25 protein-coding genes and 1 tRNA gene are annotated in these 25,780 nt (G+C 52.7%); 20 read left to right on the top strand and 6 right to left on the bottom strand.

Annotated features, from left to right (window positions below; all coding sequences use genetic code 11):
* Nucleotide 1: 1 nt before the first annotated feature.
* From EFA69_RS19430 to EFA69_RS19445, 4 genes are read left to right on the top strand one after another with little or no spacing between them, the layout of a single operon-like run.
* The gene (locus EFA69_RS19430) at nt 2-1,471 is read left to right on the top strand and encodes a DUF5691 domain-containing protein (protein ID WP_123134709.1); all 1,470 of its coding nucleotides are present in this window, start codon (nt 2-4) and stop codon (nt 1,469-1,471) included.
* A gap of 3 nt (nt 1,472-1,474) precedes the next feature.
* Nucleotides 1,475-2,554, top strand: a complete 1,080-nt coding sequence (locus tag EFA69_RS19435) for an ATP-binding protein (protein ID WP_123134710.1) — start codon at nt 1,475-1,477, stop codon at nt 2,552-2,554.
* Nucleotides 2,555-2,560: 6 nt separating this feature from the next.
* Nucleotides 2,561-4,771 (top strand): DUF5682 family protein, encoded by a 2,211-nt coding sequence (locus EFA69_RS19440; RefSeq protein WP_123134711.1) that lies wholly within the window; start codon nt 2,561-2,563, stop codon nt 4,769-4,771.
* Nucleotides 4,768-5,916 carry a VWA domain-containing protein gene (locus EFA69_RS19445; RefSeq protein ID WP_221175773.1) on the top strand — a complete coding sequence of 383 codons (1,149 nt, stop codon included), beginning with the start codon at nt 4,768-4,770 and terminating at the stop codon, nt 5,914-5,916. The genes EFA69_RS19440 and EFA69_RS19445 overlap by 4 nt, the downstream gene beginning before the upstream one ends.
* Nucleotides 5,917-6,014: 98 nt before the next feature.
* Here EFA69_RS19445 and EFA69_RS19450 read toward each other — a convergent pair whose 3' ends face one another.
* On the bottom strand, nt 6,015-6,434 hold the full coding sequence (locus tag EFA69_RS19450) for an organic hydroperoxide resistance protein (RefSeq protein ID WP_123134712.1): 420 nt from the start codon (nt 6,432-6,434) through the stop codon (nt 6,015-6,017).
* Nucleotides 6,435-6,610: 176 nt separating this feature from the next.
* On the opposite strand from EFA69_RS19450, the gene EFA69_RS19455 reads away from it, so the two are divergent.
* The 7 genes from EFA69_RS19455 (at nt 6,611) to EFA69_RS19485 (ending at nt 12,343) form a co-directional block, all read left to right on the top strand.
* Nucleotides 6,611-6,685, top strand: a tRNA-Arg gene (locus tag EFA69_RS19455).
* A gap of 465 nt (nt 6,686-7,150) precedes the next feature.
* The gene (locus EFA69_RS19460) at nt 7,151-8,248 is read left to right on the top strand and encodes a type I restriction endonuclease (RefSeq protein WP_123134713.1); all 1,098 of its coding nucleotides are present in this window, start codon (nt 7,151-7,153) and stop codon (nt 8,246-8,248) included.
* Between the two features lie 65 nt (nt 8,249-8,313).
* The gene (locus EFA69_RS19465) at nt 8,314-8,547 is read left to right on the top strand and encodes a hypothetical protein (protein WP_123134714.1); all 234 of its coding nucleotides are present in this window, start codon (nt 8,314-8,316) and stop codon (nt 8,545-8,547) included.
* Nucleotides 8,548-9,065: 518 nt separating this feature from the next.
* Nucleotides 9,066-9,293, top strand: coding sequence for a hypothetical protein (locus tag EFA69_RS19470; protein ID WP_123134715.1), 228 nt, complete (start codon nt 9,066-9,068; stop codon nt 9,291-9,293).
* A gap of 123 nt (nt 9,294-9,416) precedes the next feature.
* The gene (locus tag EFA69_RS19475; protein ID WP_123134716.1) at nt 9,417-9,668 is read left to right on the top strand and encodes a hypothetical protein; all 252 of its coding nucleotides are present in this window, start codon (nt 9,417-9,419) and stop codon (nt 9,666-9,668) included.
* A gap of 506 nt (nt 9,669-10,174) precedes the next feature.
* Entirely contained in the window at nt 10,175-10,666 is a 492-nt protein-coding gene (locus EFA69_RS19480; protein WP_123134717.1) for an ankyrin repeat domain-containing protein, read from the top strand.
* A gap of 219 nt (nt 10,667-10,885) precedes the next feature.
* A complete protein-coding gene (locus EFA69_RS19485) occupies nt 10,886-12,343 on the top strand; it encodes an aldehyde dehydrogenase family protein (protein ID WP_123134718.1) in 1,458 nt (485 codons plus the stop codon).
* 304 nt (nt 12,344-12,647) lie between these two features.
* Here the strand turns inward: EFA69_RS19485 and EFA69_RS19490 are convergent, their stop codons facing one another.
* From EFA69_RS19490 to EFA69_RS19505, 4 genes are all read right to left on the bottom strand, one after another.
* Nucleotides 12,648-13,982 (bottom strand): NAD(P)/FAD-dependent oxidoreductase, encoded by a 1,335-nt coding sequence (locus EFA69_RS19490; protein WP_123134719.1) that lies wholly within the window; start codon nt 13,980-13,982, stop codon nt 12,648-12,650.
* A 198-nt stretch (nt 13,983-14,180) separates the two neighbouring features.
* Complete coding sequence (locus EFA69_RS19495) at nt 14,181-14,459, bottom strand: hypothetical protein (protein ID WP_123134720.1); 279 nt, start codon at nt 14,457-14,459, stop codon at nt 14,181-14,183.
* A gap of 171 nt (nt 14,460-14,630) precedes the next feature.
* The gene (locus EFA69_RS19500; protein ID WP_123134721.1) at nt 14,631-15,041 is read right to left on the bottom strand and encodes a hypothetical protein; all 411 of its coding nucleotides are present in this window, start codon (nt 15,039-15,041) and stop codon (nt 14,631-14,633) included.
* A 216-nt stretch (nt 15,042-15,257) separates the two neighbouring features.
* Nucleotides 15,258-15,452 carry a hypothetical protein gene (locus tag EFA69_RS19505; RefSeq protein ID WP_123134722.1) on the bottom strand — a complete coding sequence of 65 codons (195 nt, stop codon included), beginning with the start codon at nt 15,450-15,452 and terminating at the stop codon, nt 15,258-15,260.
* A 499-nt stretch (nt 15,453-15,951) separates the two neighbouring features.
* On the opposite strand from EFA69_RS19505, the gene EFA69_RS19510 reads away from it, so the two are divergent.
* Nucleotides 15,952-16,401, top strand: coding sequence for a hypothetical protein (locus EFA69_RS19510; protein WP_123134723.1), 450 nt, complete (start codon nt 15,952-15,954; stop codon nt 16,399-16,401).
* Between the two features lie 113 nt (nt 16,402-16,514).
* Complete coding sequence (locus EFA69_RS19515) at nt 16,515-16,988, top strand: hypothetical protein (protein ID WP_123134724.1); 474 nt, start codon at nt 16,515-16,517, stop codon at nt 16,986-16,988.
* Nucleotides 16,989-16,998: 10 nt separating this feature from the next.
* Here EFA69_RS19515 and EFA69_RS19520 read toward each other — a convergent pair whose 3' ends face one another.
* Complete coding sequence (locus tag EFA69_RS19520) at nt 16,999-17,892, bottom strand: sulfotransferase domain-containing protein (RefSeq protein ID WP_123134725.1); 894 nt, start codon at nt 17,890-17,892, stop codon at nt 16,999-17,001.
* 181 nt (nt 17,893-18,073) lie between these two features.
* On the opposite strand from EFA69_RS19520, the gene cysC reads away from it, so the two are divergent.
* The 7 genes from cysC (at nt 18,074) to EFA69_RS19555 (ending at nt 25,599) form a co-directional block, all read left to right on the top strand.
* A complete protein-coding gene (gene cysC / locus EFA69_RS19525; RefSeq protein WP_123134926.1) occupies nt 18,074-18,694 on the top strand; it encodes an adenylyl-sulfate kinase in 621 nt (206 codons plus the stop codon).
* 119 nt (nt 18,695-18,813) lie between these two features.
* Nucleotides 18,814-19,599 (top strand): 3'(2'),5'-bisphosphate nucleotidase CysQ, encoded by a 786-nt coding sequence (gene cysQ, locus EFA69_RS19530; RefSeq protein WP_123134927.1) that lies wholly within the window; start codon nt 18,814-18,816, stop codon nt 19,597-19,599.
* Nucleotides 19,600-19,744: 145 nt separating this feature from the next.
* Entirely contained in the window at nt 19,745-23,407 is a 3,663-nt protein-coding gene (locus tag EFA69_RS19535) for a response regulator (RefSeq protein ID WP_123134726.1), read from the top strand.
* Between the two features lie 14 nt (nt 23,408-23,421).
* The gene (locus tag EFA69_RS19540) at nt 23,422-23,784 is read left to right on the top strand and encodes a response regulator (protein ID WP_123134727.1); all 363 of its coding nucleotides are present in this window, start codon (nt 23,422-23,424) and stop codon (nt 23,782-23,784) included.
* Nucleotides 23,785-23,800: 16 nt separating this feature from the next.
* Nucleotides 23,801-24,178, top strand: coding sequence for a response regulator (locus tag EFA69_RS19545; protein ID WP_123134728.1), 378 nt, complete (start codon nt 23,801-23,803; stop codon nt 24,176-24,178).
* A 7-nt stretch (nt 24,179-24,185) separates the two neighbouring features.
* Entirely contained in the window at nt 24,186-25,043 is an 858-nt protein-coding gene (locus tag EFA69_RS19550) for a CheR family methyltransferase (protein WP_123134729.1), read from the top strand.
* Complete coding sequence (locus tag EFA69_RS19555; RefSeq protein ID WP_123134730.1) at nt 25,024-25,599, top strand: chemotaxis protein CheB; 576 nt, start codon at nt 25,024-25,026, stop codon at nt 25,597-25,599. The genes EFA69_RS19550 and EFA69_RS19555 overlap by 20 nt, the downstream gene beginning before the upstream one ends.
* Nucleotides 25,600-25,780: the final 181 nt, after the last annotated feature.

A 25,780-nucleotide genomic window follows, 5' to 3' on the forward strand; every position in this document is an offset into this window, starting at 1 on the left:
CATGGAAGCCGACCTCATCAAAGCCGCCATGCTGGGCACCAGCCAGTACGTGCCGTCCCAGCTTTCGCCCTTGGCAAAGGAATTACAGCAAACCCTTGGCCCTACCAATGAAGACAAAGAAGATGCGTACCTGAAATTGACGGCGGGATTCTTTCTTGTTTCTGAGGCTGGCCAGCAGTTGCCTGAACTGACGGTGCAGCTCCCTTCGCCCCCCGCTGAAACAAGGCTTTATATCACAACAGAAGCCAATGCGTTGCTCCGGCAATTCCTTCGGCATAAAGAAGACAACCTTCTGGAGTACTTCTTGTTCAGATGCGTGGCCGCGCAAAAGACTGTTTTACCAGAGATTCTGCCAGAGGTGCTTTCTATGGCCGTGGAGAAAAAAGCCCGGCAAGAGGCGCTGCTACAAATTAGTGGGCACCGCGGGCAATGGTTGGCACAGCTAAACCCTGCCTGGCAGACGTTGGTGGCCCCGGAGGAAGAAAACGTGTGGGAAACAGGCACCTGGGAGCAGCGCAAACGCTATTTCAAAAACCTTCGTGCCCGCCAACCCGAGCAGGCGCTCACCTTATTGCATAACCACCTGCAGGAGGAAAACACCAACGCCCGGGCAGAACTTCTGGAACTGCTGTACCCCAATCTTTCCCTAAACGATGAACCGTTTCTCACCTCCCTTTTAACAGATAAGAGCCAGAAAGTAAAGCAAGTTGTCTATCAATTATTACTGCAACTGCCGCAATCACGGTTGAACCAACTGGTGCAGGCGTATGTAAAAGCGGCGGTACAGGTGAAAGAAGAACGGGTGCTGCTGCTGGCCAAGCGGAAGGTGTTCAATATCCATCCAGACGTTCCTGTGCCGGAAGAACTGTTTGCCGCCGGCTTTGAAAAAACCAGCAGTCAGAAAAACGTAGATGACGCTGAATATTGGGTTTCTCAGGCCATGGCCTACGTAGAGCCTGAATTCTGGCAAAACTCCTTCGGCTTGTCTTTAGTGGAAACGGTTCAGCTTTGGGCCAACCATGCCTCCAAACCTCTTTTCCTGCCCAGTTTGGTTCAGAGTGCCGTCAGGTACCAGCACAGAGAACTTGCCCAAACGCTGCTTTCCAAAAAAGAAGTGACGGGCATGGAACTGCTACAGGTACTTCCAGTGGCAGAAAGATTTACCTATGCAGATAGGTTTCTGGAGGAGAACCCGGCCTTGTACCTGCACTTTCTGCTGGACGACACCTACGCCCCCATTCCCACCAAACTCAACCAACGGCTTCTACAGCAATTTGCTTTGAAACCTTACGCCCTCACGCAGCAGCAGTACCAGCGCTGGGCATTGCAGATGGAAGCTACCATGTTGCCGGTGCTGCAGCAATACGCCCAACAAGAATACCAGGAGTACCAGATGCGGTTTTTCAGGAATGTCTGCGCAGACATGGCCCGCGTCCTGCACACCAAAGAACAACTAAACGCCTTGCTTTAACCTATGTCAACCGTCTTACGCCAACACGCCGAACAGCAGTTTTCCCAGGAACTGGAAGAACTCAAAAAACAAGACCCACACAAAATCCCCCAAAACTGGCAGCTTTCGCCGCAGGCGGTGGTTTCTTACCTCATGGGCGACAAACTCAACAATGGGTTCCAGCTCACTCCAAAATACATTGGCAACCGGCGCCTCATGGAGATAGCCGTCGCGACCCTCACCACCGACCGGGCCCTGCTGCTGTACGGCTTACCTGGCACAGCCAAATCCTGGGTTTCTGAGCATCTGGCCGCCGCCATTTCTGGAGATTCCACACTTTTAGTACAAGGCACGGCCGGAACCGGCGAGGAAGCCATACGGTACGGCTGGAACTACGCCCGCCTGCTCTCTACCGGCCCCACCCCAGAAGCCTTGGTGGAAACACCCATGATGCGGGCCATGAAAGCAGGTAAAATTGCCCGGGTAGAGGAACTCACCCGCATTGGCTCAGATGTGCAGGATTCACTCATTACCATTCTCTCAGAAAAGTCATTGCCCGTTCCCGAGTTGAATACAGAAGTGCAGGCGGTCACCGGGTTCAACGTCATCGCCACGGCCAATAATCGGGATAAAGGCGTGAACGAGTTGTCCAGTGCCTTAAAGCGGCGCTTCAATACCGTCATTTTACCCGTGCCAGATTCTATGGAAGAGGAAGTGGAGATTGTGCAGCAACGGGTAAAATCCTTCAGTCAGCACATGGCGCTCCCCATAGAAAAACCCATCACCGAAGAGATTCGCCGCATTGTGACTATTTTCCGGGAGCTCCGGAGCGGGGTATCCATGGACGGCAAAAACAAACTGAAGTCCCCTTCCGGTACGTTGAGCACCGCTGAGGCCATCTCTGTGATGAACAGTGGCCTGTCCCTTTCCCACCACTTCGGCGACGGAAGTTTAACCGCGCATGATTTGGCCTCTGGAGTGTTGGGGGCCGTGGTGAAAGACCCGGTACAGGATAAAATTGTGTGGCAGGAATACTTGGAAACGGTGGTAAAACAGCGTGAGGGTTGGAAAGACCTATACCGTTCCTGCCGCGACATGATGTAAGCAGGTATGGCGGTTCACGTTTTAGGCATTCGGCATCATGGCCCTGGCTCGGCGCGGCACGTGCGGCACGCTTTGGAGGAACTCAGGCCAGATATTATATTGATTGAAGGCCCACCCGAAGGGGAGGAACTGGTGCGCTGGGCCACGCACGCAGAGATGTCGCCCCCGGTAGCTTTGCTGGTGTACCGACCAGAGGCTCCGCAACAGGCGGTGTTTTACCCCTTTGCCGTCTTCTCCCCGGAGTGGCAGGCCATTCAGTACGGCCTGGAGCACAAGCTCCCCATTCGGTTCATTGACATGCCCCTGTCGCACAAATTCGCGTTGCAGGAAGAAGCGGCCAAGGCCGAAGCCGAAGATGCTCCTCTTGTAGAGGAAATCCACCACAACCCACTCCAGTACCTGGCGCAGATTGCCGGGTATGAAGACGCCGAGGTTTGGTGGGAGCAGCAGGTGGAGTTGAGCCAGAGTTCAGTAGAAACGTTTCAGGCCATCGCGGAGGGCATGCAGGCGCTGCGCGAAAATTATCCTGAGCCTAAAAACCAGGTGGAGGAAATCAGGGAGGCCTTTTTGCGCCGGGGCATCAGAACCGCCCAGAAAGAGATGTTCGCGCAGATTGCCGTGGTATGCGGGGCCTGGCATGCACCGGCCTTGCAGAGCATGCCTACCCAGAAAGCAGATGATGACCTGCTGCGCAAACTACCCAAGACCAAAGTAGAATCCACCTGGATTCCCTGGACGTACAGCCGCCTCTCTTTTGCCAGTGGCTACGGCGCAGGCATCAACTCCCCCGGCTGGTACCAGCACCTTTGGCTCCACCCCGAAGATGACGGCACGCAATGGTTGGTACACGTGGCCAGAGTATTCAGGCAGAACCAGCTAGATATTTCGTCGGCGCACGTGATTGAAACGCTACGGCTGGCGCATTCACTGGCGGCGCTTCGGGGGCAACCCAAAGCCAGTTTGGTGGAATTCAATGAGGCAGTGCGCACGGTTATGTGCATTGGTGATGACATTCAGTTGCAGCTTATCTGGCGGGAACTGATTGTAGGGCACCAGATAGGAAGCATCCCGGCTGAGTCGCCGCAGGTGCCGCTGCAGCGAGACATGGAGGCCTGGCAAAAGAAACTTCGCCTCAAACCACAGGAACAGGCGAAGATACAGTCACTGGACCTTCGGGAGGAGACTGGGCTACAGCGGAGTATACTGTTGCATAGATTGCTTGTGCTGGAGATACCGTGGGGAGAGAAACGGCAGGTATCTGGCAAAGGCACCTTCAAAGAAGAGTGGGAACTGCTCTGGAAGCCGGAGCTACATATTCTGTTGCTGGAGAAAGCTGCGTGGGGCAATACCTTAGAAGAAGCGGCCAACGCGTATCTTGCTCACCTGGCTAGTCAGGCCCAGCAACTGCCGCAAATTACGCAGTTACTGGAAGACGCCATTCCCGCCGAATTAACCGCGGGGGTAGAAGCATTAATGAAGCGTTTGGATGAACTGGCCGCCAAGACCTCAGACGTACAGGAACTCATGCAGGCATTTCTGCCGCTGGTGCAGGTAAAACGGTACGGCAACGTCAGGAACACAGAAGCAGATACTATTCAGCTTATCCTAGACTCGCTCATGGCCCGAATTTACGCAGGTCTGCCTCCGGCCTGCACCAATCTCAATGAGGAAACCGGAGAACTCTTGGCTGGTTTGATTCTGCAACTGGACCAGGCGGTTCAGCTTCTGGAGGAAGAGGCGTACCATGCGGAGTGGTATGAGGCGCTGGAGCAGGTGCTGCACGCCCACCAGGCCAACGCGCTCATCTGCGGCACCTGTTGCAAGCTCCTGCACAGCGCAGGAATCTATGATGCCACCGCTACGGCTCTGACTTTTAGCAGCGCGCTTTCGCGAGGCAATGACCCTAGTTATGCCTCTATATGGATTGAAGGTTTCCTGAAAAACAGCGCCACTACCTTATTATTAGATGACCGCATCTGGAGCATCATAGATGACTGGTTAGCTGACCTTTCCCCAGAGACTTTTCAGGAACTCGTACCCATCCTTCGGCGCACGTTTTCTGATTATACCGGGGCCGAGAAACGGAAACTGGCCAGCAAAGCCAAGTCCGGCGGCAGCGTGGCCCTGGTTTCTACAGAGGAAGCTGCGCTGGATGAAGACCGTGCCCGCCGCTTATTGCCTGTCTTTTATAACCTGTTAGGCCTACCGCACGCATGATGGAAAAAAACGAAGCCGAAAAATTGAAGCGTTGGCGCCTGGTGCTGGGCAGCGAAACCAAAGAGGAGCTGACCATGCCGTTGAGTCCGCTGGAAACCGGCATTGACAAAACCCTGGACGCCCTTTACCAGAGCGGTCCCAGAAAAGGCGGACTGGGGGCTTCTTCGCCCAACGTGGCCCGTTGGCTGGGCGATATCAGGGAGTATTTCCCCAACACGGTGGTGAAGGTATTGCAGCAAGATGCCCTCAAGCGGCTGAACCTCACCTCCATGCTGCTGGAGCCCGAGATGCTGGAAACCGTGGTGCCAGACGTGCATCTGGTAGCCAACCTCATGAGCCTGAGCCGGGTTATTCCGGCCAAAACCAAAGACACGGCCAGCCAGGTGGTGAGAAAAGTGGTGGACGAGCTTATAAAAAAATTGGCCGCCCCTACCCAGCAGGCCATTACGGGCAGCCTCAACCGGTCCACTAGAAGCCGCAGGCCCCGGCACAATGAAATAGACTGGCCTGCTACCATCCAGAAGAACCTGAAACACTACCAGCCACAGTACCAGACCATTATCCCGGAGGTGCGCATCGGCTATGGCCGAAAACGAAGAGCCTTGAAAGACGTGGTGCTGTGCATAGACCAAAGCGGCTCCATGGGGTCCTCAGTGGTGTATTCCGGTATTTTTGGGGCGGTGATGGCTTCTATTCCGGCGGTGCAGACCAAGATGGTGGTGTTTGATACCGCCGTAGCTGACCTCACCGAAGAACTGCAAGACCCCGTGGAACTGCTCTTTGGGGTACAGTTGGGCGGCGGCACCGATATTCACGCGGCCCTCACGTACTGCCAGCAAATCATTACCCGCCCCTCAGACACAGTGCTGGTTTTAATCACGGATCTCTACGAAGGTGGCAACGAAGCCGAGATGAAGAAGACCGCCGCACGCCTGGTAGAGGCCGGTGTGCAAGTGGTGACGTTATTGGCGCTCAATGATGACGGCGCCCCGTCTTATGACCACCGCAACGCCGAATTCTACGCCTCTATTGGCATCCCGGTGTTTGCCTGCACCCCGGACTTGTTTCCCGACTTAATGGCGCACGCCTTGAGCAAACAGGACATTGGGCAGTGGGCGGCGGCGCAATCTATTAAGGTAACGTAGATCCTTTGGGCCTTTTCTATGAAAATAATGAAAACGGGAACTATGACATTGCTCCCGTTTTTACTCAGTTTTGACCAAGATAGGTCTAAAATGCAGGCTTAGTCCAGCACGTTTAGTTTTACGTCGATATTGCCGCGGGTTCCTACGGAGTACGGACACACCTCATGCGCTTGGGCCACCAGTTCCTCGGCCTTGGCTTTGTCTACGCCGTCTACCTTCACATCCAACTGTACGGCCAGCCCGAAACGGCCATCCTCAAACTGATCAAGCCCCACCTGGGCGGTAACAGTGGAGTTTTCGTCCAATCGGATTTTCTGCTTACCCGCCACCAGCATAAGGGCACTCTGGAAGCAGGCTGCGTAGCCTGCGGCAAACAACTGCTCTGGGTTAGTGGCACCGCCTTTGCCGCCCAGGCCTTCGGGCAGGCGCACCGGCATGTCCAAGATTCCGTCAGATGATTTGATTTGGCCGCTGCGGCCTCCGGTGGCGGTTACCTCCGCCGTGTACATTCTTTTCATGATGTCTTATTTTGTAGTAATGGCAATCTTCCTGTATAAACTGATTTCCTTCCGAAATGTTAGCAGGGAGCCACACGGGATTCGTATTTAGGGGCGCTTTTTCTAAAAACAGCAAAAAACGCCAAACCCGCTTTCTTTCTTGGAAGGCATTTCCTACATTTGCCCACGCAAAAGCAGGCCACGTAGTACAACGGATAGTATTGGAGTTTCCGAAGCTCTCGATCCTGGTTCGATTCCAGGCGTGGCCACCAAAGAATAGCGCATCATATTATATCGCAGTAAAATCCCTGTCTAATCCGCTTAGACAGGGATTTTACTTTATAGGCTCTACAATAGCCTACGATGAAATGCAGACTATTCCGCCCCCTTTTCCTTTCCCTACACCGCCCCCTTATCAATTTCTAACAATGGCTCCTTTTTTCGGCGTAGGAATAAGCGGAGCAGCTTTAATTGATTATATTCATTTCCTTGAGAAGGGCTTTCCCAATATTTGCCCACAGGACATCTCATCTTTTGTTCTATAAATAAAGCACAGTTCAAGCAAGAATTCATAACTTAATCCCATACTACCTAAATTTTATAAAGAATTGCTTTTCTGTCTATGGGTTACTCACCATGGCTGGTATAATGAATAACTTCATAAGATATATATAGCTGTCTTATGAAATAACTAAGCAGACTTAATCAATCACTAAACCTATACTAAATCAAACACAATGGATTTCCAAGATTCAATCAAAGCACTGGGCGAAAAGGTTGCCCGCATGCAAGAAAGCATTCAAACAGAAGAGGCCACCAAGATGGCTTTTGTCATGCCATTCATCGCGGCATTAGGATATGATGTATTCAACCCGATGGAAGTGGTTCCTGAATATATTGCAGATTTAGGCATCAAGAAGGGCGAAAAAGTTGATTACTGTATCTTTAAAGATGGCACTCCTACAATTATTATTGAATGCAAGCATTGGAAGGAGAAGTTAGATGTACATAACTCTCAGTTGCACCGTTACTTTCACGTGACCACCTCCAAGTTCGGCATACTGACAAACGGCATTATCTACCGGTTCTATACTGACTTAGTAGAGCCCAACAAAATGGACGACAAACCCTTTTGGGAATTCAACATCACAGACTTACACGAGCAGACCATTTTTGAACTAAAGAAATACCACAAAGCCCAGTTTGATATAGAAAACATTCTCAGCTCTGCCACTGAACTCAAGTATGCGAAAGAGATAAAGCGGATCATGTTAGAAGAAATGGGCAATCCTACCGATGCCTTTGTAAAACATTTTACAAAACAGATAGTATCTGGGGCGGTAACGGCAAAGATTTTAGAACAATTCACCGGATTGGTTAAACGCTCGCTTAACCAACTTATCAGTGACATGATCAGTGACAGGCTTAAAAACGCGTTAGCTTCAGAGGAAGGACGGAATTCAGTACAGGCCCGGATAGAGGAAGATGTTACAGTGCAGCCTGTAAACCCAGAATCAGCCTCAAAAGTGGTAACCACTGATCTGGAGAAAGAGGCGTTCTATATCATCCGCTCTATACTCCGCACCAAGATAGACGCAAGCCGTGTGATGCATAGAGACACTCAAAGCTATTTCGGGGTGCTTTTAGATAATAATAATAGAAAACCCATCTGCCGACTTTATCTGGAGGGGAACAAGAAGGTCCTTTCACTTCTGGATGAAGCCAAAAAAGAGACGCGCCATGAGATACAGACTTTGGATGATATCTATACCCATGCGGACCATTTGATAAATACAGCGTTAAGCTTCGACACTAAAGGAGCGCCAGCTTCTTAAAAATACATTTCTATTGGTGGACAAATCTGTCCACCAATACCTCCCCTCACTTTCACTTTCCCACCATGCCAAATTTCATCCAGCTACCGCAGGCCGGCAGCGCCTTGCTTATACTCATCAACGTTTCAGAGGTACGTCACGCCGCCCTGAAGAACAACCGCATCGTCTTATACGTGGACCACTACGGCCAACCCCTGAAACTGAGAAGCAGACCCGCTCCCCTCCACCCAGCGGGGGCCCTGTACTGGTACATCCACGCCATGCTCATGTCCGCATCGCTGGAGCTGTGCCCGAATTAGCCTTTGCCGCTTTCCCCCGGAATACGTATATTTATTTACCATCCAGCCTATGCTGCGTGGTCTTGGATTTGGAGCCTGTCTTTGGTCGGACTGGCTCCTCTCTTTTTAAAAGCTTCCCCTACAGCTTCCCCCTTTTTTGCCCCTTTTGCTAACTTATTGACTACCTTATGAACTGCGACCTCTGGCGTGGCCACTAAAGCCCCTTAAAACGCTGTTTTAAGGGGCTTTTTCTTTTAGCAAAGCTGGTTCAAAGTTCTGCCTATCAGCTTATATTTCCGCATCACCCTCCCTTTCTACCCAGGCACGTTGTGAACTTATACCTGCCAAACATAGTTCTTTATCCCTAACCAAATACTTCAATTACACTCTATCAGTACATCTATACAAGGAAGCCAATTTTATTTCTGCTATTTTCCTTTTAAACAGCGATATAGACTTGAATACTTCTATAAAACATCGTACTTTACATCAACCACAAGCACGTGAAAACCACCTGCCTACACGATTAATACTACTTTATGGAAAATATATACGGTAGTAGCCTTAAAGCTCACCAATACCTCCCCCCCGTACAACCGGTAACGGTCAATAATTTGGCCGTGGCTATCCGGCTGAGCCGCATGGGCTATGGGTCAGATTACATCACAGAATTTGTGACGGGCCCGTGGAGCCCCATTTCTCCGGGGCAGAACGAGATGCCCAAGTTATGTCCAGAGCTTTCTCTGCCGGGCAGAAAGCAAGAGTAAGAAATGCGCCCACACCCGCCATTCACGGTCAGCCTTAAGGCAAAAGATGATCTTGGAATTGCGGGTGTGGGCCAAAAGGGTTAATTTGGTACATCAACCCATCCCTCTACCAGTCACCGCACTATGAACGTCTTAACCCTTCACCTCTCAGATACGGTCAAAATTGAAGTAGACAACTCCTTCACGGGCCAAGAAACCATCAAGTACAACGGCGAGGTGGTCTCAGAAAAGAAATCGCTGCTGGGAGAGAACCACCGCTTTGAGAAGGAGGAGAACGGCGAACTGGTGCAGTACGAGGTTAGGATCAGTATTAAGCACCTCACCCGCGTGGGCATAGACATTTACCGCAACAACAAGGTGGTCTTGTTGAGCTAGTCTTTCTACCAACTAGGGTTACTTGGTACAGGCTCAGCTAAATCACACAAAATGAAGTTTTTCCTGTTTTCATTGTCTGCTTAATTGCCTACCTTTAGCCAAGAGCTTTCATCTAAAACACTACGATCATGGCAAAAGGAAAGACCCCTACCAAAGAGAACACCAAGAAAGTAGCTACCAAAAGCCTGAAAGAGAAAAGGGCCGAGAAGCAACAGAAACGAGATTCCAAGCGGGATTAACCTCCTGCCTTTCCAGTGTGAGCAAGCCTCAGTAAGGAAGGTTTCTGCCCAAAGCGGAACCTCCCTCGCTGAGGCTTTTTCCATTCTTGCCCAACGGCACCACCGGGTTCAGGAACTTTCAGCCTTCGTTTTCATGGGGTCTTTCACGGGCCATTAAACTATTTTCACCTCAACGTCAGGAAGTACCCTAAAAATGGCAAAAATATATAGCCATTTTTGCATATTTAACGTACAGTCCATTAGTGCTCCCCTTAAAACTACCAGCCTATGAACTTTACATCCACTAGAGTTGAAGACATCCTGTTTGACGCCGCCCGCAAGGGAGACGTAGTCACCATTCAGGAAATGATTGCCGCCGGCGCAGACATCAACACCCGAAACGGCCGGGGGTTCACGCCCCTCATCCTAGCGTCTTATGAAGGCCACTATGAAGCCACCAAGGCCCTACTGGATGCCGGTGCCGATGTAAACATCCAGGACTACAGCGGCAACACCGCCCTCATGGGGCTCTGCTTCAAAGGCTACGCCGATATTGCCGAACTCCTCCTAGAGCGCGGTGCTGATCTCAATATCCAGAACGGCAGCGGCGGCACCGCCCTCATGTTCGCCACCATGTTTGGCCGTCACGAGGTGCTCAAGATGGTAGCCGAGCACGGCGCCGATCAAAGCATTAGAGACAGCCGCGGGCTTACGGCCTATGAGATGGCCGAGAAAGTAGGCAATGAAGAAGCCCTCAAAGTGCTCCACCACGGAGGTTAACCGTTCCCCCTCCCCGGGCAGAACTGGTTCCCTCAGGTATACTTGTTGCCCTGGCACTGCGTCATTAACTTAAAATCTGCCACGCCTGCGTTTAGGGGCTGTTTTTCGAAAAACAGCCCCTAAACGCAGGCGTTTTTTCTTCCACATTCTCTTAAAACCCTCCAAACCAAATGCCACAGAAGGTGTAAAACCTATGAGAACTAGGAACATACCTTACTTATGGAAAAATACCAAGACCTTGACAAACAATTCATTTCCGGGGAGTGGCAAGACGGAGGCGAAGAAGATTATCTGGAAAATCTGAACCCCTATGACAACTCTGTCCTGAACAGGTACAAAGGCGCCAGCACCCAAGACGTAGACCGGGCGTTTCAGGTGGCCAAGGAAAAAAGTAAAACCTGGAGCCAGTCTAGCCCAATTGAGCGGCGCGAGATTCTCCTCAAAGCCGCCGCCCTACTGGAGCAGCGCAAAGAGGAAATCACGCAGTGGCTTATAAAGGAGGTGGGCAGCACCCGCCTGAAAGCCGCGGTAGAGATACAGCAAACCCGCGACATGATTCTGGAGGCAAGCTCCTTCCCCACCCGCATGAAGGGCATGATCACCAATTCGTCGGTGCCGGGCAAGGAGAACTACATCTTCCGGAAGGCGCTGGGCGTGGTGGGCATCATCAGCCCCTGGAACTTCCCGCTCTACCTTTCCATGCGCTCCATTGCGCCCGCCATTGCCGTGGGGAACACCGTTGTGGTGAAACCCGCCTCCCAGTCGCCGGTGACCGGGGCTACTTTTGCCGCCAAACTGTTTGAGGAAGCCGGGCTGCCCGCCGGGGTCTTCAACGTGGTGGTAGGCAAGTCCAGCGTCATAGGCGACTACTTCACGGGGCACCCGGTGTCCAGGCTCATATCTTTTACCGGCTCCACGCCCGTAGGCAAAGGCATTGGCAGAATCGGCGGCGAAGGCCTCAAGAAACTGGCCCTGGAGTTGGGCGGGAACAACGCCTTCCTCATCCTGGACGATGCCGATGTAGACCGGGCCGTAGACGCCGCCATTTTCGGGCGGTTCATGCACCAGGCCCAGATCTGCATGTCTACCAACCGCATCCTTATCCACGAGAGCATCAGGGAGGAGTTTACCCAGAAGTTCGTCCGGAAGGCGAAAAGCCTCAAATACGGAGACCCCGCTGAGGAAGGCACCGTGGTGGGTCCGCTTATTGACAACAAGGCCGCCAAACGGGTGGTAGACCTGGTGCAGCGCACGGTGGCGGCTGGCGCAACCCTGGAAATTGGCGGCTCCGCCGAAGGCAACGTGGTGCAGCCAACGGTCCTGACCGGCGTCACCCGCGACATGCCCATCTTTCAGGAGGAAGTCTTCGGGCCGGCCGTGGGCATCATTTCTTTTAAAGACGATGAGGAAGCCATAGAACTGGCCAATGCCACTGAGTTCGGGCTCAGCGGCGCGCTGCACACCAAAGATTTGCAGCGCGGTATTCAGATAGCCAAACGCATAGAAACCGGCATGATCCACATCAACGACCAATCGGTGAACGATGAGCCGCAGACTCCGTTTGGCGGCGAGAAGAACTCCGGCCTTGGCCGCTTCGGCGATGACTTCATCCTGGATGAAATGACAACCGTGCAATGGGTGAGCGTTCAGGTAGAGCCTCGGCAATATCCATTCTAAAGTTACCTCCAGCTGAATTATCTCTTGCGTTTAGGGGCTGTTTTTGGAAAAACGGCCCCTAAACGCATTTTCAGGCATCACCAACTTGATGAAAGAACGGGTACTACCTAGGGAAGATGGCTGGGACTGCATTGTGCTAAAGGGCTATTTTGCTTCTCTGCTGCCCAGGAATTACAAATCTCCCTTCTCCACTGCTTTCAGATGGCAAAACTGAATGAGCCTTAGCTGTTCTCTTGGGCCGAGAACTCTAGGGTTCTGTTGCTCGGGCATTGCAAATACCCAAACATCGGCAGAGCCGCTACAGTTAGAGCACTGTTTTGTGGGTGATGGTCTCCGTGATGGGCACGTTTTCCTGCTTATTGCCCAGAATGAGCCGGTTGCCGGAGTCAAAGGTGAAATAATTCCAGAACCAGTTGGTCATGACTACCAGCCGGTTCCGGAAGCCTACAATGGACACCAGGTGAATGAACATCCAGATAAGCCAGGCAAAGAACCCCTGCGACTTCACTTCTTTCTTGAACAGCTTAAGATCTGCCACGGCTTTGTTGCGGCCAATGGTGGCCATGGAGCCCTGGTCCTTGTACACGAACGGCTGAAGCGGCTGCCCTGAGATGAGGTGCTGCAGGTTTTTGCCCAGCAGTTTTCCCTGCTGCATGGCGGGCTGGGCCAGCATGGGGTGCCCCTGCGGGTTCTCTGGCGTGACCATAGCCGCAATGTCGCCAATGGCGAAGACGTTTTCATAGCCCATCACGCGGTTATGGGCGTCTACCTGCAGGCGGTTGCCCTTGAGGAGGCTCTCGGGACGCAGGCCGGGCACCGGGTTTCCGGTCACGCCAGCCGCCCAAATGAGCGTGCGGGTCACCAGGGTTTCGCCGGTATTGAAGGTAACGGTATAGCCGTCATAGGATTTCACGCGCTTGTTCAGCCAAACCTTCACCCCCATTTCCTCCAGAAACTGCTGTGATTTCTTAGACGCCTCCGCAGACATGCCCTTGAGCAACTCGCCGCCGCTCTGGATCAGGTAAATATCCATGGATTTGAAGTCCAGCTCTGGGTAATCTTTGGGGAAGACGTGCAGCCGGAGCTCGCTGAGGGCACCGGCCAGTTCCACGCCCGTGGGTCCGCCACCTACAATCACGTAGTCCATGAGGCTGTTGAGCTGTTCCTGGTCGTCTAGTTGCAGGGCGTTCTCAAAGTTGCAGAGAATGGTGTTGCGCAGGGTAATAGCGTCTGCCACGCTTTTCATGGCAATGGCGTTGTGCTCCATCTGCTCGTCTCCAAAGTAGTTGGTGGTGGCGCCCGTGGCGATGACCAGGAAATCATAGCGGATGAGCCCGATGTTGGTTTCCACCAACTGTTGCACCGTGTCTACGTGCTGCACTTCGGCCAGCCGGAAAAAGAAATTCTTCTGTTCCTCAAAAATCTTCCGGAACGGGTGAATGATGGCGTCTGCCTCCACCCCAGAGGTGGCCACCTGGTACAGGAGCGGCTGAAACGTGTGGTAATTCTGCTTGTCAATCAATATCACCTGCACGTCTGCGTGCCTCAGCGACTTCACCAGTTCCAGCCCGGCAAAACCGCCGCCAATAATTACCACCTTGGGTTTACCAATGTCTTGTATTCTTGCATAGTTGGCCATACGCACCTGCTCAATTGACTCACCGGCTACGGTGAGGGTTCCCAGAGACAGCCCTCCCGCATCTTCGGCAGAACTTCTTTTTCTGTTCCTTATAATTGGTTGGTAAATCTACCCTTGCCGGAAAAGCATCTACGGGCGGAAATCAGGCGGCTTGCGCAAAAGACTTCCGGCTACCGGCAACGGCAGAAGCTACAGAATTTACCCGTTTCTGCGCTTGGCCTCGGTCTGCATTACCCGCAATTGGTCCTGGGCGGCTTTGAGGCGGCTTTTGGCGGCTTTCTCTTTTTCCTCGGCGTATTCCACATCCTGCTCGGCTTTGGTTACTTCGGCCTTGAGGGCCTCTACCCGGCGTTGCTGGTCTGCGATGACAGGGTCGCTGGAGAGGCTGGAGCTGGTGAAAACCGAGCATCCCACCATGAACGGGAAAGCGAAGGCAAGGAGAGCAGTAGACAGTTTAGGGAGCGACAAATGGTTCATGGGAAGAAGTTTATGGTTTCATTCTTGTACGGGCAGCCCGAAAAAGGTTGTACAGCCCCTGTTCTAGACGTGCGCCGGAGGCGGTCAAAAGCGCAGCGCCTTGCGTTTAGGGGCCGTTTTTGGAAAAACGGCCCCTAAACGCAAGGCGCGCACGTGTCTTAAGAACGGGTATTACAAAGCCGGCAGCGCGTCTGCCCTGAGTTTTAGTTTTCTCACTTTGGCCGGGTCCATTTCCTCTGGTCTGGAAAGCAGACCCACCACCAGACCGGTTAAGCCAATGGTGAGGAAGGTGTTGCGGGCTTTGGTGTTATGGGCAAACCCGAAGAGCCAGGGCGCCGCCAGGGAGAACGCGCTGGTCACAAAATCAATGGCCAGGTGCGCCTTGTAGGGCATTACCTGCACCGCGCCCCACTCTGCCTTGGTCACCAGCGCCGACACCAGGGTGCCTCCGCTAATGGCACGGCAAAGCGTGGTGGCGGTTTCTTCTTCGGTGAAGCCAACAGTTTCTGGGGCCGAGGCCACTGCCGGAATATAGGCTACGTCTGCGATGCCGTGCAACGGCCGGGGAATTGGTTGCCACATGGGTTTTCTTCTTTAGGGGTGAAACATTACCAGCTGTTATGACACAGCCTTTTACCTCCCATCTGTACGAGGCCTTCTGCCGTTTGTTCCTGCCTCGCCGTTGCACGCCCAATTAAACCGGAGAGCTAGTTTAAGCCTTTTTCCGGAAAAACGGGCGCTAAACGCAAAAGCCCCCATGAAATAGTTACGCACTTGGTTGGGCGCGGCCGCGGAGAACTAGATGCCTCTTACCTCCAGCCGGATGAGCTGGGTAATCCGTTCGCTGAGTTTATCACTGATCGCTTTGAGCTCGGCCTGCGAGTATTGATAGAAATCCAGCTGGTTAATAAATTCTATTGCGTCTGCACAGTCCACTAAGTCGGCTTTCTCAATGGTAGCGATCACTCTCTCCACGGGTATTTTCTCCTGCATCGGCTTTGCGTTTTAGTTAATGGCGCAACAGAAAACATTACAAATAATTCCTGGTTTAAAATAATTGAGTACTAATGCGCCATTTTCCGTATTAACCACCTCACTACCACTCCTTTCGGACGAAATGTATAAGAACCCGTAGGTAAAAAAAGGCATTGGGAAACAGCGATGGCCATTTGCGTTTAGGGCCGCTTTTTCAAAAAAGAGCCCCTAAACAAAAGGCTCTTGAGCGGGAGGTTCCTGATGGAGCAGTATGTTCTTTTCACCGCCAGAACCGGCCAGAAATTATTCAGACGCAACGCCTATGCTGCAACGCGCTGCCTGGGAACTCGTTAAATAAAATTATTTAAAAAGTTAAGATGTGTTAATTCATGTGCAGACGAGAGATGAGACGGGCAGAGCAGCAGAATTATCAAATACTTCCTAAATTGTCGGCCACAGACGGCGACAATGTCACTTTGGTTTCATCCTTAACACCAAGCTGCGGCACGGTTCTCCCATGCACATAGATTTACAACTCCAACCCCTGCACCAGGACGATTACCTGAAAATTGAGATAGATCCCCACGTAAGTTTCATTTATCTGGAATGGCTCAAAACACCTCAGAATGACACCTTTAGAGAGTTGTTTAGGATGGCTGTCTCCCTTGCCGTTGACCTGAACTCTGAGTACTGGCTCAGTGACGCCCGCACCATCCCCTATCTGGACTTCGCGAACCAAAACTGGGTTATACGGGAAGTTACTCCCCTGCTGGCCGCCTCCAAACTTAGAAAGTACGCCCGCCTGTCTTCTAAAGAAAGCATAGACCTGCTGGACATTCACCGTATTTATGAGACGCTGAGCAGCCAAACCAATTTTACCGCCATCACCAAATTTGAGTCTTTCACAAGCAAAGAGGCGGCGCAGGAATGGCTTTTCTCAGACTACGGAGAGGTACATTGTTCTTGAGCGGCCTCTGGGGCTGCAACTGCTTTGCCTGCTACAACGGGTATTAACCCAAAAGGCAGGTTGTCCGTTTCAGAGCTCTGGCAAGGCGAAACAAGCGCCCTTGTTACTCTTGCATGGCAGAAGACAAACACATAGACACCCAAGTTAGGGCCCAACTGGTAGAGCTTTTAAGAGGCGGTTTTGCGCCCAACGTGATCCTGCTCCGCGAATTCCACTATGACAAAGCCGGTATTATGTTGCCCGGCCTCCATTTCTCGGGGTGGGTGCTGCTGGGCCACATGCAGGCGCGGCAACACACCCTCCTTCAGTTCATGAAAGACCCGGAGAAGAACCTGGAAATCTGGCCAGACGCGCATTGGCCCCAGAACCACACGCCCCAGAGTGCCGTGGAATGGAACACCGCCATTGACGCCTTTGAGCGGGAACTGGAGGAAATGGTGCAACTGGTGCAGGACCCCTCCATTGATTTATTCAAAGTGTACCCCAACGGCAAAACCCTCTCCTGGGCCGCCATGACCGCGCTGCACCACAACGGCTACCACACCGGCCAGCTCAAAACCGTAGGCCGACAGGTAGGCGTTTGGTAAAGCATGCTGCTTAAGCGTACAGCGGTTGCTGCGAGGCAATGATCTCCTGCTTCAGCTCCTCAAAATCTACGTCGGCTAAGGTGGGGGCGTACGTCATGGGGCCGCCCGCCGAAGTTGGGTAGTTCAGGTAACGGAGCAAAGGTCCGGCTATGACCTGGGCGCGCTCCACCTGTTCTGGGGTGAGTTGCTCCATCCAGTAACCGGCCTGCCCTTTCTTGAGGTGCTTGGGGTTCTTCTGCTTGAGGGTGGCAAAGCTCATGGCCACCTCCAGCTCCTCCTGTTGCCGCTCGTCCAGTTCCAGGCCCAGGTAGGCCAGCAAATGGTTCAGCTCCTGCCGGAAATCCAGCAGAAAGGCTTCGTAGAGCGTGATGTGGAGGTTGTATTCCTGCCGCAGGCGCAGATGGTCAAACACGTGCCACACCCATTCCTGCAGGAGCGCGTCAAAATGCTGTGCCAGGTATTGCTGCGGATCCCTTATTTCCTGCGGATAGTATTTGAGCATGTAGTCTGAGCAATAGTACTTGGCCGCCGAAATGGCCCGGTCTCTGGGGTCCCGGATGATGTACACCTTCTTGTCAAAGAGGTTCAGCAGCTCACCGCTCCTTTTGCAGATAGGCGAATGCGTCCAGACATGGTTCGTCTGGCGCACATAGTCTTCTATGTCTTCCACCGGCATCCTGAAAATACTACTGATCCGGTAGCTGTACTGCAAATCAGTAATGTCTAACACGTCTATGCTGGCCTGGCTGGGGTAGTTGAGGTCCCAGTCTTTGGCCAGTTGGTAGATGGCGTGCCGCTGAATAAAGCTTTGGTGGGGTTGGCCGGTTCTCTGTAGAATTGCCTGGATGATCTGGTAGAGCCAGAAGTTTCCGCACTTAGGTGCGCCGCCTTGCAGAATGTGCATGAGGTTTGGGTTTGCGGTTGAGTTTGTCTCCCCTCACGTATTTACCGGCCCAAAGGTTATAGCCCTGCCCTACCACCGCTTCCCTTCGCTTCTTTTCCACACCAGGCAGCCACCCTTTGATTTTTGCGTAGAAGGAAAATTTCTGTTTCAGAACCAAGCTGCCACTGCTTCACCCCATGCTATGAAATACCTCTTCCCTTTTCAATCTAAAATCTGCACCCGCCAACGCAAAGAGATGATGCAACAGGAACCCAGGCTGGTCTGGCTCACGGGACTTTCGGGCTCCGGGAAAACCACGTTGGCGCTGCGGCTGGAGCATTACCTGTTTCACCGCGGTTTCAAGGTGTTCTTGCTGGACGGCGACAACGTGCGGCACGGTCTCAATCAGGACCTGGGTTTTACAGCGGCAGACCGCAAAGAGAACCTTAGGCGCGTGGCCGAAGTAGCGAAGCTCATGCTGGAGGCAGGCATGGTGGTGCTGTGCGCGTTCATCTCGCCCTACGAGGAAGAGCGGGAACTGGTGAAGCAGATTGTGGGCCCGGACCGGTTCACGCAGATTTATGTAAATGCCTCCCTGGAAGTCTGCGAGCAGCGCGATGTGAAAGGTTTGTACCAAAAAGCCCGCCAGGGTATCATCCCTAATTTCACGGGCATCAGCGCACCCTATGAAGCCCCGCTGGCCCCAGACGTGGAAGTATGCACGGGTGAAGAATCGGTGGAAGAATCGCTCCTGAAAATAATTGACGTGGTGGAACCCCTGGTCTCACTGCCAGAAAAAGCCAGTGCCCTGCTGAACAACTGATCTGCCCCAGTACTGTGAAACTCCTCTTACCTTTGTTCATTCAGCCCTTTGCATTTAGCGGCCGTTTTTCCAAAAAGAGCCCCTAAACGCAAAGCACATTGTCACCGCAGTACCCCGCCATGAAAAACACCACTACCCAGGAACTGCTTTCCCTTGCCCGCACCGCCGCTCTGGAGGCCGGTGCCGCCATTCTGGAAGTGTACCACAGCCCTAACTTTGGGGTACAGCTGAAAGAGGACGACTCCCCGCTCACCCGCGCCGACCAAGCCGCCCACGCCATTATCTCCCGGCATTTGGCCGCCACCGGCTTGCCCGTTCTGTCTGAAGAAGGAACCCACCTCAACTACGAAGCGCGCTCCGTCTGGACCTGGTACTGGCTGGTGGACCCGCTGGACGGCACCAAGGAATTTATCAAGAGAAACGGAGAGTTCACGGTGAACATCGCGCTCATGCACCAAAACCAACCGGTGGCGGGCGTGGTGTTTGCGCCATGTCTGGAGACGCTTTATTGGGGAGCAGGAGAGACTGGGGTTTTTAAAGAAGAGAGAGGCGAAAGCACGCCATTAATCCCGCTGCCGCAGAAACAGAACCTGCAAGAATTAGGCAAGCGCCCGCACCTGAAAATCATCGCCTCGCGCACCCACCTGAGCCCAGAGACCAAAACGTTCATTGAGCAGTTCAGCCAGGCGCAATTGGTTTCCATGGGCAGTTCCCTCAAGTTCATGCTGCTGGCCGAGGGGAAGGCGGACCTCTACCCCAGGTTCGCGCCTACCATGGAATGGGACACCGCCGCGGCCCACGCCCTGCTAAACGCCCTTGGCTACGGCATCTACCAAACTGATCTATCTGCGGAGTTGCACTACAATAAACCTTCCTTGCTGAACCCCTCATTTCTGGCGTTTTAAGCTCAGCACATCGCTGTTCCCAACTCTGCCTTCAAATAAGCCATCAATGCAGGCTACTACTGCATCTAATCTTTTTTTGAGATAAAATTTAAAAGATTACCACATCTTTGCAGGATTAGAGAAATGCGTCCATTTGGGCGTATTCATGATGACTTTCCTTGCGATCAAGATGAAAAATAAAACCATTCGGTACCTGTTATTTGGCTTCGGGGTTTCTCTGCTGCTGCTGCTCATCAGTTCCACCGCCTCTTACATGAGCATTAACCGGCTGGTGAACAGCTCTGAGCAGGTAAACAACTCTAACCTTATCTCACTGGAACTGGAGAACATCATCTCCAGCATGAAAGACGCCGAAACCGGCTACCGGGGCATTCTGCTCATGAAGGATTCCCTCTACTTGGGGCCATACGCAGGTGCCTATGAGCGGGCGCAGGCAAGCTTTAACCGCGCCAAGGAACTCTCCGCCAACAACCCGGTGCAACAGAAGAACCTGGAAGCCTTTCTGCCCATCATGAACCAGCGGTTTAAGGTCATTGACGATGGTCTCATGAACCTTTCCGATCCGGCTTTCGCCCTGAAGAACATCCCAACCGGCAAAAGCCTGATGAACCAGTCCCGCGCCATGGTGGACAAAATGCAGGCCGAGGAACAGCGGTTTCTGCTGGATGAAAGCGAACGTCTGGAAAAGTATACCAGCGTTACCCCTATCCTGGTAGTGGGCGCCGCGCTCCTCTCCTTTGTGATCACCTTTTTCGCATTTGGCCGCATCACCTCAGACCTGCGCAAACGGGAGGAACTCCAGCAACAGATAGAAGAGGCCTCTGAGGAAATGAAGCAGCGGGTGGCCATCATCTCAGACATCGCCCAGAAAATTTCGCGCGGCGAATACAGCACCAGAATTGACATCACCAAGAATGACCGCCTAGGCGGCTTAGCCGATGCCCTGAACCAGATGGCCGCTGAGCTGGAACAGAGTTTCAACCAACTGGAGAAGCAGGCCTGGCTCCAGCAAGGCGTAGTAGAGCTCAACGACCACCTGAAAGGCGAGAAAAACCCCTCTGAACTGGCCGAAGACGCCCTGAGCCACACGCTCCATTACCTCAATGCCACCCTTGGGAAATTTTACCTCATGGACGAGGCCAACACCTTCATGACTACCGCTGCCGCCTACGCCACTGAACTGGAAACCCAAAGCAGAATTCTCCCGGGCGAAGGCCTGGTGGGCCAGGTAGCCCAGGACAAAGAGCCGCTGGTGCTGCGCAACGTCCCTTCTGAGTTGTTCAGGGTAAATTCTGGGCTGTTACAGGGTACACCGGCTACTGTTATCATTTACCCGCTGGTATTCAATGACCAGCTGCTGGGCGTGCTGGAGATGGGTACTATTCAACCCTTACCTGAAATGGCCCTGGAGTTTCTCCAGATTGCGTCTACCAACACCGCCGTAGCCCTGCACACGGCCAACAACCGCTTGCGCGTGCATGAACTCTTACAGGAGACCCAGACCCAGTCTGAGGAACTCATGGTACAGCAAGACGAACTGCAACGCACCAATGCAGACCTGGAAGAGCAGCAGCAGAAACTACAGGCCTCTGAAGAGGAACTGCGGGTGCAGCAGGAAGAGTTACTGCAATCTAACCAGGAACTGGAAGAGAAGGCCCAGCTACTGGAAGAACAAAACCAATACATTGCACAGAAGAGCCGTGAGCTTATTCAGTTAAACAAAGAAGTAGAGCAGAAAAACCGGGAACTGGAGCTGTCTGGCAAGTACAAATCTGAATTTCTGGCCAACATGAGCCATGAACTGCGTACACCGCTCAATTCCATCCTCCTCTTGGCCAAGCTCCTGGCCGACAGCAAAGACCTGGATCTGGGAGATGACCGCTATGAGTACGCCCGCGTGATCCATAACTCTGGGCAAGGTTTGCTGGAGCTTATCAATGAAATTCTGGACCTGTCTAAAATTGAAGCGGGCCAAATGGAAATCACGATTGATCAGGTTCCTTTCACGGCAATAGCCAATGACCTGCAGGCCATGTTTACCCCGTTGGCGAAAAACAAAGGCCTTGACCTGGTTTTCGACTTTGCTCCTTCCCTGCCCGCTCACCTCTCCACCGATAAGCAACGGCTGGAGCAAGTCCTGAAGAACCTGTTGTCTAACGCCATCAAGTTCACCGACAAGGGGCAGGTGACGCTGCAGGTGGCTCCGGTAAACCCGTCTGAAGTAACATTCAAAAATGATGCTCTCAACCAAACCTCGGTTGTTGCCTTCAAGGTGAAAGACACCGGCATTGGCATACCCAAAGAAAAACAGGCGCTGGTGTTTGAAGCCTTCAAACAAGTAGACGGCTCCAGCCGGCGCAGTTACGGCGGTACCGGTTTGGGCTTGTCTATCAGCCGGGAAATCTCCAAACTCTTGGGCGGCGAAATCCAGCTGGAAAGCGAACCGGGGCAGGGCAGTGAGTTTACCATTTACATACCGCTATCCCTCTCCCCTGTTGCGCCACAGGATTACCCAGAGGAAAACGCTAATAAGGTCACTCCAGCCCCAGAACCGGTAGCAACCACTGTCCCAGAAAAAGCATCACCAGCGGTAGCGGCTCCTAGTGCTGTGCCAGATGACCGCGCCAGCATCACCTCTGAAGACAAAGTCATTCTTATCATTGAAGATGATGAACTCTTTATCAAAGCTCTGGTACCGTTCATTACCCGCAAAGGCTACAAAACCCTCATTGCCACCCGCGGCGATGAGGGTGTGGAACTAGCCCGCCAGTACCAACCGCAGGGTATCCTGCTAGACATCCACCTGCCCGTCATGGATGGCTGGAACGTGATGGAACACCTGAAGCAGGATGCGGCTACCCGTCATATACCGGTGCACACCATGTCCTCAGAGGAAGCCCGCCGAAAGAGCCTTCAGTTAGGGGCCGTGGAGTTCATCAACAAACCGCTCGCGGAGAAAGAACTGGGCATTATGCTGGAGCGTCTGGAAAGCGCCGGCAACAAAAACTCCCGCTTGCTGCTCATAGTGGAGAATGATGAGAAGCACGCCCAGGCGCTTTCCACCTACTTCCGGGAGAACGGCATAGACACCGTAGTCACCCATACCGGCTCTGAAGGGTTGGAAAAGCTTAAATCAAACGAGGTAGACGGAGTGATTCTGGACATCTCCATCAATGAACAGGTGGCTTACAATGTGCTGGAGCAAATCAAGAAAGATACTTCTTTTGAGAAGCTGCCCGTTATAGTGTATACCGGCAACACCATCACCAAGGAAGATGAGAACAGGATAAACAAATACGCCACTACCAGCATTGTGCGCAAAGGGAACACGTACGAGAAACTGCTCAATGAGGTGAGCATCTTCCTGCACATTGTGAACCAGACCCAGCAACCGTCTTCTGAGGCACCCAAGAAAAATAAACTAATAGAACGTGAGCTGACCGGTAAGACTATTCTGCTCGCCGATGATGACAATCGAAATCTTTATTCACTCACCAAAGTATTGCAACAGCACCAGGTAAACGTGATCACGGCCGTCAACGGGAAACAGGTCATGGACCTACTGGAGTCAGACCCGCATCTAGATGCAGTCCTCATTGACATCATGATGCCCGAAATGGACGGTTATGAGACCACGGCGGCTATCCGGAAGAAACCTAAGTACAAGAACACGCCTATCATTGCGGTTACGGCCAAGACCATGCCTAATGACCGGCACCAGTGCATTGCCGCCGGAGCGTCTGATTACATTGCCAAACCAGTAGACATAGACCAGTTGCTCTCGCTTCTGCGGGTGTGGCTCTACTAATTTTCCAGCTTACCATGACTACCCAAAAGAAATCAATCTTGATAGTGGATGACCAAAGCACCAACATCTTTGCGCTCTCCGCCGTGTTGATTCCCAGAGGCTACAGCTGTACCGCAGCCCTCACCGGGGAACAATGCCTCCAGATTTTAGATGAGCGTCCGCACTTAGACGCCATTCTCATGGACTATAACATGCCCCAGATGAATGGGGTGGAAACCATCAAATACATCCGCCAGATTCCACAGTACAAGAAAACCAAGGTCATTGTCATTACCGCAGACGACAGCCCCGGCCTCAAGCTGAAGAGTATCTCAGCCGGCGCCGACGGCTTCCTCACCAAACCCATTGACGTAGACCTGCTGGAAACCCTGTTTTAAGCTTAATTTCAGAAAAATGGCCCCTAAACCCACGCTCCTCCTCGCGGATGATGACCCACGTAACATTTTCGCCTTAAAGGCTGTTCTACAACTCAAAGGCTACACCATCTTAACCGCCCAGAACGGAAAGGAATGTCTGGATGTGCTGGCGAAGCAGCCCGAAGTGGATGTAGTACTCATGGACATGATGATGCCCGTCATGGATGGATATGAGGCTACCCAGGCGTTGCGCCAACAGCCCCAGTTCCGTGATTTGCCTATTATTGCGGTTACCGCCCAGGCCATGCCCGGCGACAAAGAAAGATGCCTGGCCGCTGGGGCCACAGAGTACATAGCCAAACCCATTGACACAGACCAGCTGGAGGCTCTTATTCACCAGCACCTAACAAAATAGCAATTAGATGCAGGAACCTGAGCTGAGGATTGTAGACGAGGAACTGGAGAAGCTGCTCAAGGAAATGGCCAGGCTGTACCGCTATGACTTCACGGCCTACTCCAGAGAATCGCTTAAGCGCAGGATCAACCGGGTGCTGTTGTTAAAAAAGATCCCCAGCATAGCGGAGCTGCATTACCAGGTCACCACAGACCCAGATTTCTTTGCGTATCTGGTAGAACAGATCACGGTGAACGTGACCGAGATGTTCCGGAACCCGGCCTTCTTCCACACCCTGCGGCAAGAGGTATTCCCAATATTGGCTCAGGAGCCGTTCATCAGAATCTGGCACGCGGGCTGCTCCACCGGGGAGGAAGTCTATTCCCTGGCCATCCTGCTCCAGGAGGCTAATCTGCTAAACCGCACGCTTCTTTACGGCACAGACCTGAACCCGCACGTACTGCAACAGGCCAAAAGCGGCCTCTTTCACGTCGCCAACCTGAAAACTTACTCAGAGAACTACCTGCAAAGTGGTGGTACTTCCAGTTTGTCAGACTATTACACGGTGCGTTATAACCAGGCTTTGTTCTCCGATGAACTGCGCCAGCGCATGGTGTTCTCGGTGCACAATCTGGTGTCTGACCAGTCTTTCAATGAGTTCAACCTCATTCTGTGCCGCAACGTGCTTATCTATTTCAACCGCGACCTGCAAGACCGCGTATTCAACCTGTTCACGGAGAGCCTTCCTGCCGGTGGCATACTGGCATTGGGGGCCAAGGAAACGTTAGTGCATTCCACCAGTAAAGACGCCTACACGTACCTGAACCGGGAACAGAAAATCTGGATGAAAAGCGGAAGCGCCTCCTATGCAGGAAAGAAAATTTGAGTTTATTGTAATTGGAGGTTCAGCGGGTAGCATTGGAGTGGCCATTCAGATGATTCCGGCGCTGTCTGGGCGGTTTCAGGTGCCCATCCTGTTTGTGTTGCACCGCAACGCGTCCTCCTCCAGCGGCTTTCTCTCAGATATTCTGCAGCCCCGCACCCCGCTGCGCATCAAAGAAGCCGAAGAGAAAGAAAAGATCTGCCCCGGCACGGTCTACGTGGCGCCCGCCGATTACCATCTGCTGGTGGAAACAGACTTCACCTTCAGCCTGGATGCCTCAGAGAAAGTCCATTACAGCCGCCCCAGCATTGATGTCACCTTTGAGAGCCTTGCGGCCCACTACGGAGAGAAACTACTGGGCATTCTGCTAACCGGCGCCAACGCCGACGGTGCCCGAGGCATGGCGGAAATTGCCCGCGCCGGAGGCCTCACCATTGCCCAGAACCCCGCCACCGCCGAAGTACCCACCATGCCCCAGGCCGCCATTAACACCGGCATGGTACACCACGTGTTCTCCACCTCAGAAATCATCTCTTTTTTGAACGATCTGGTAGATTAACCATCCTCTCTCGTGCCTTTAGAGTACCCATTTCCAGTAGGTATCTCCCATCATCTGTTTAGAGCCTCTTTTCCGAAAAACGGCTCCTAAACGTAAACCTGTCATTCCCTTTTCTTAGCTCCATCGGCACAAGCTAGCTCCTTAGCTTCACCTCCCTTTCTTTATAAAATTATTTTAATAA

Origin of the sequence: Rufibacter immobilis, assembly GCF_003721565.1 — a bacterium.
Taxonomy (GTDB): Bacteria; Bacteroidota; Bacteroidia; order Cytophagales; family Hymenobacteraceae; genus Nibribacter; species Nibribacter immobilis.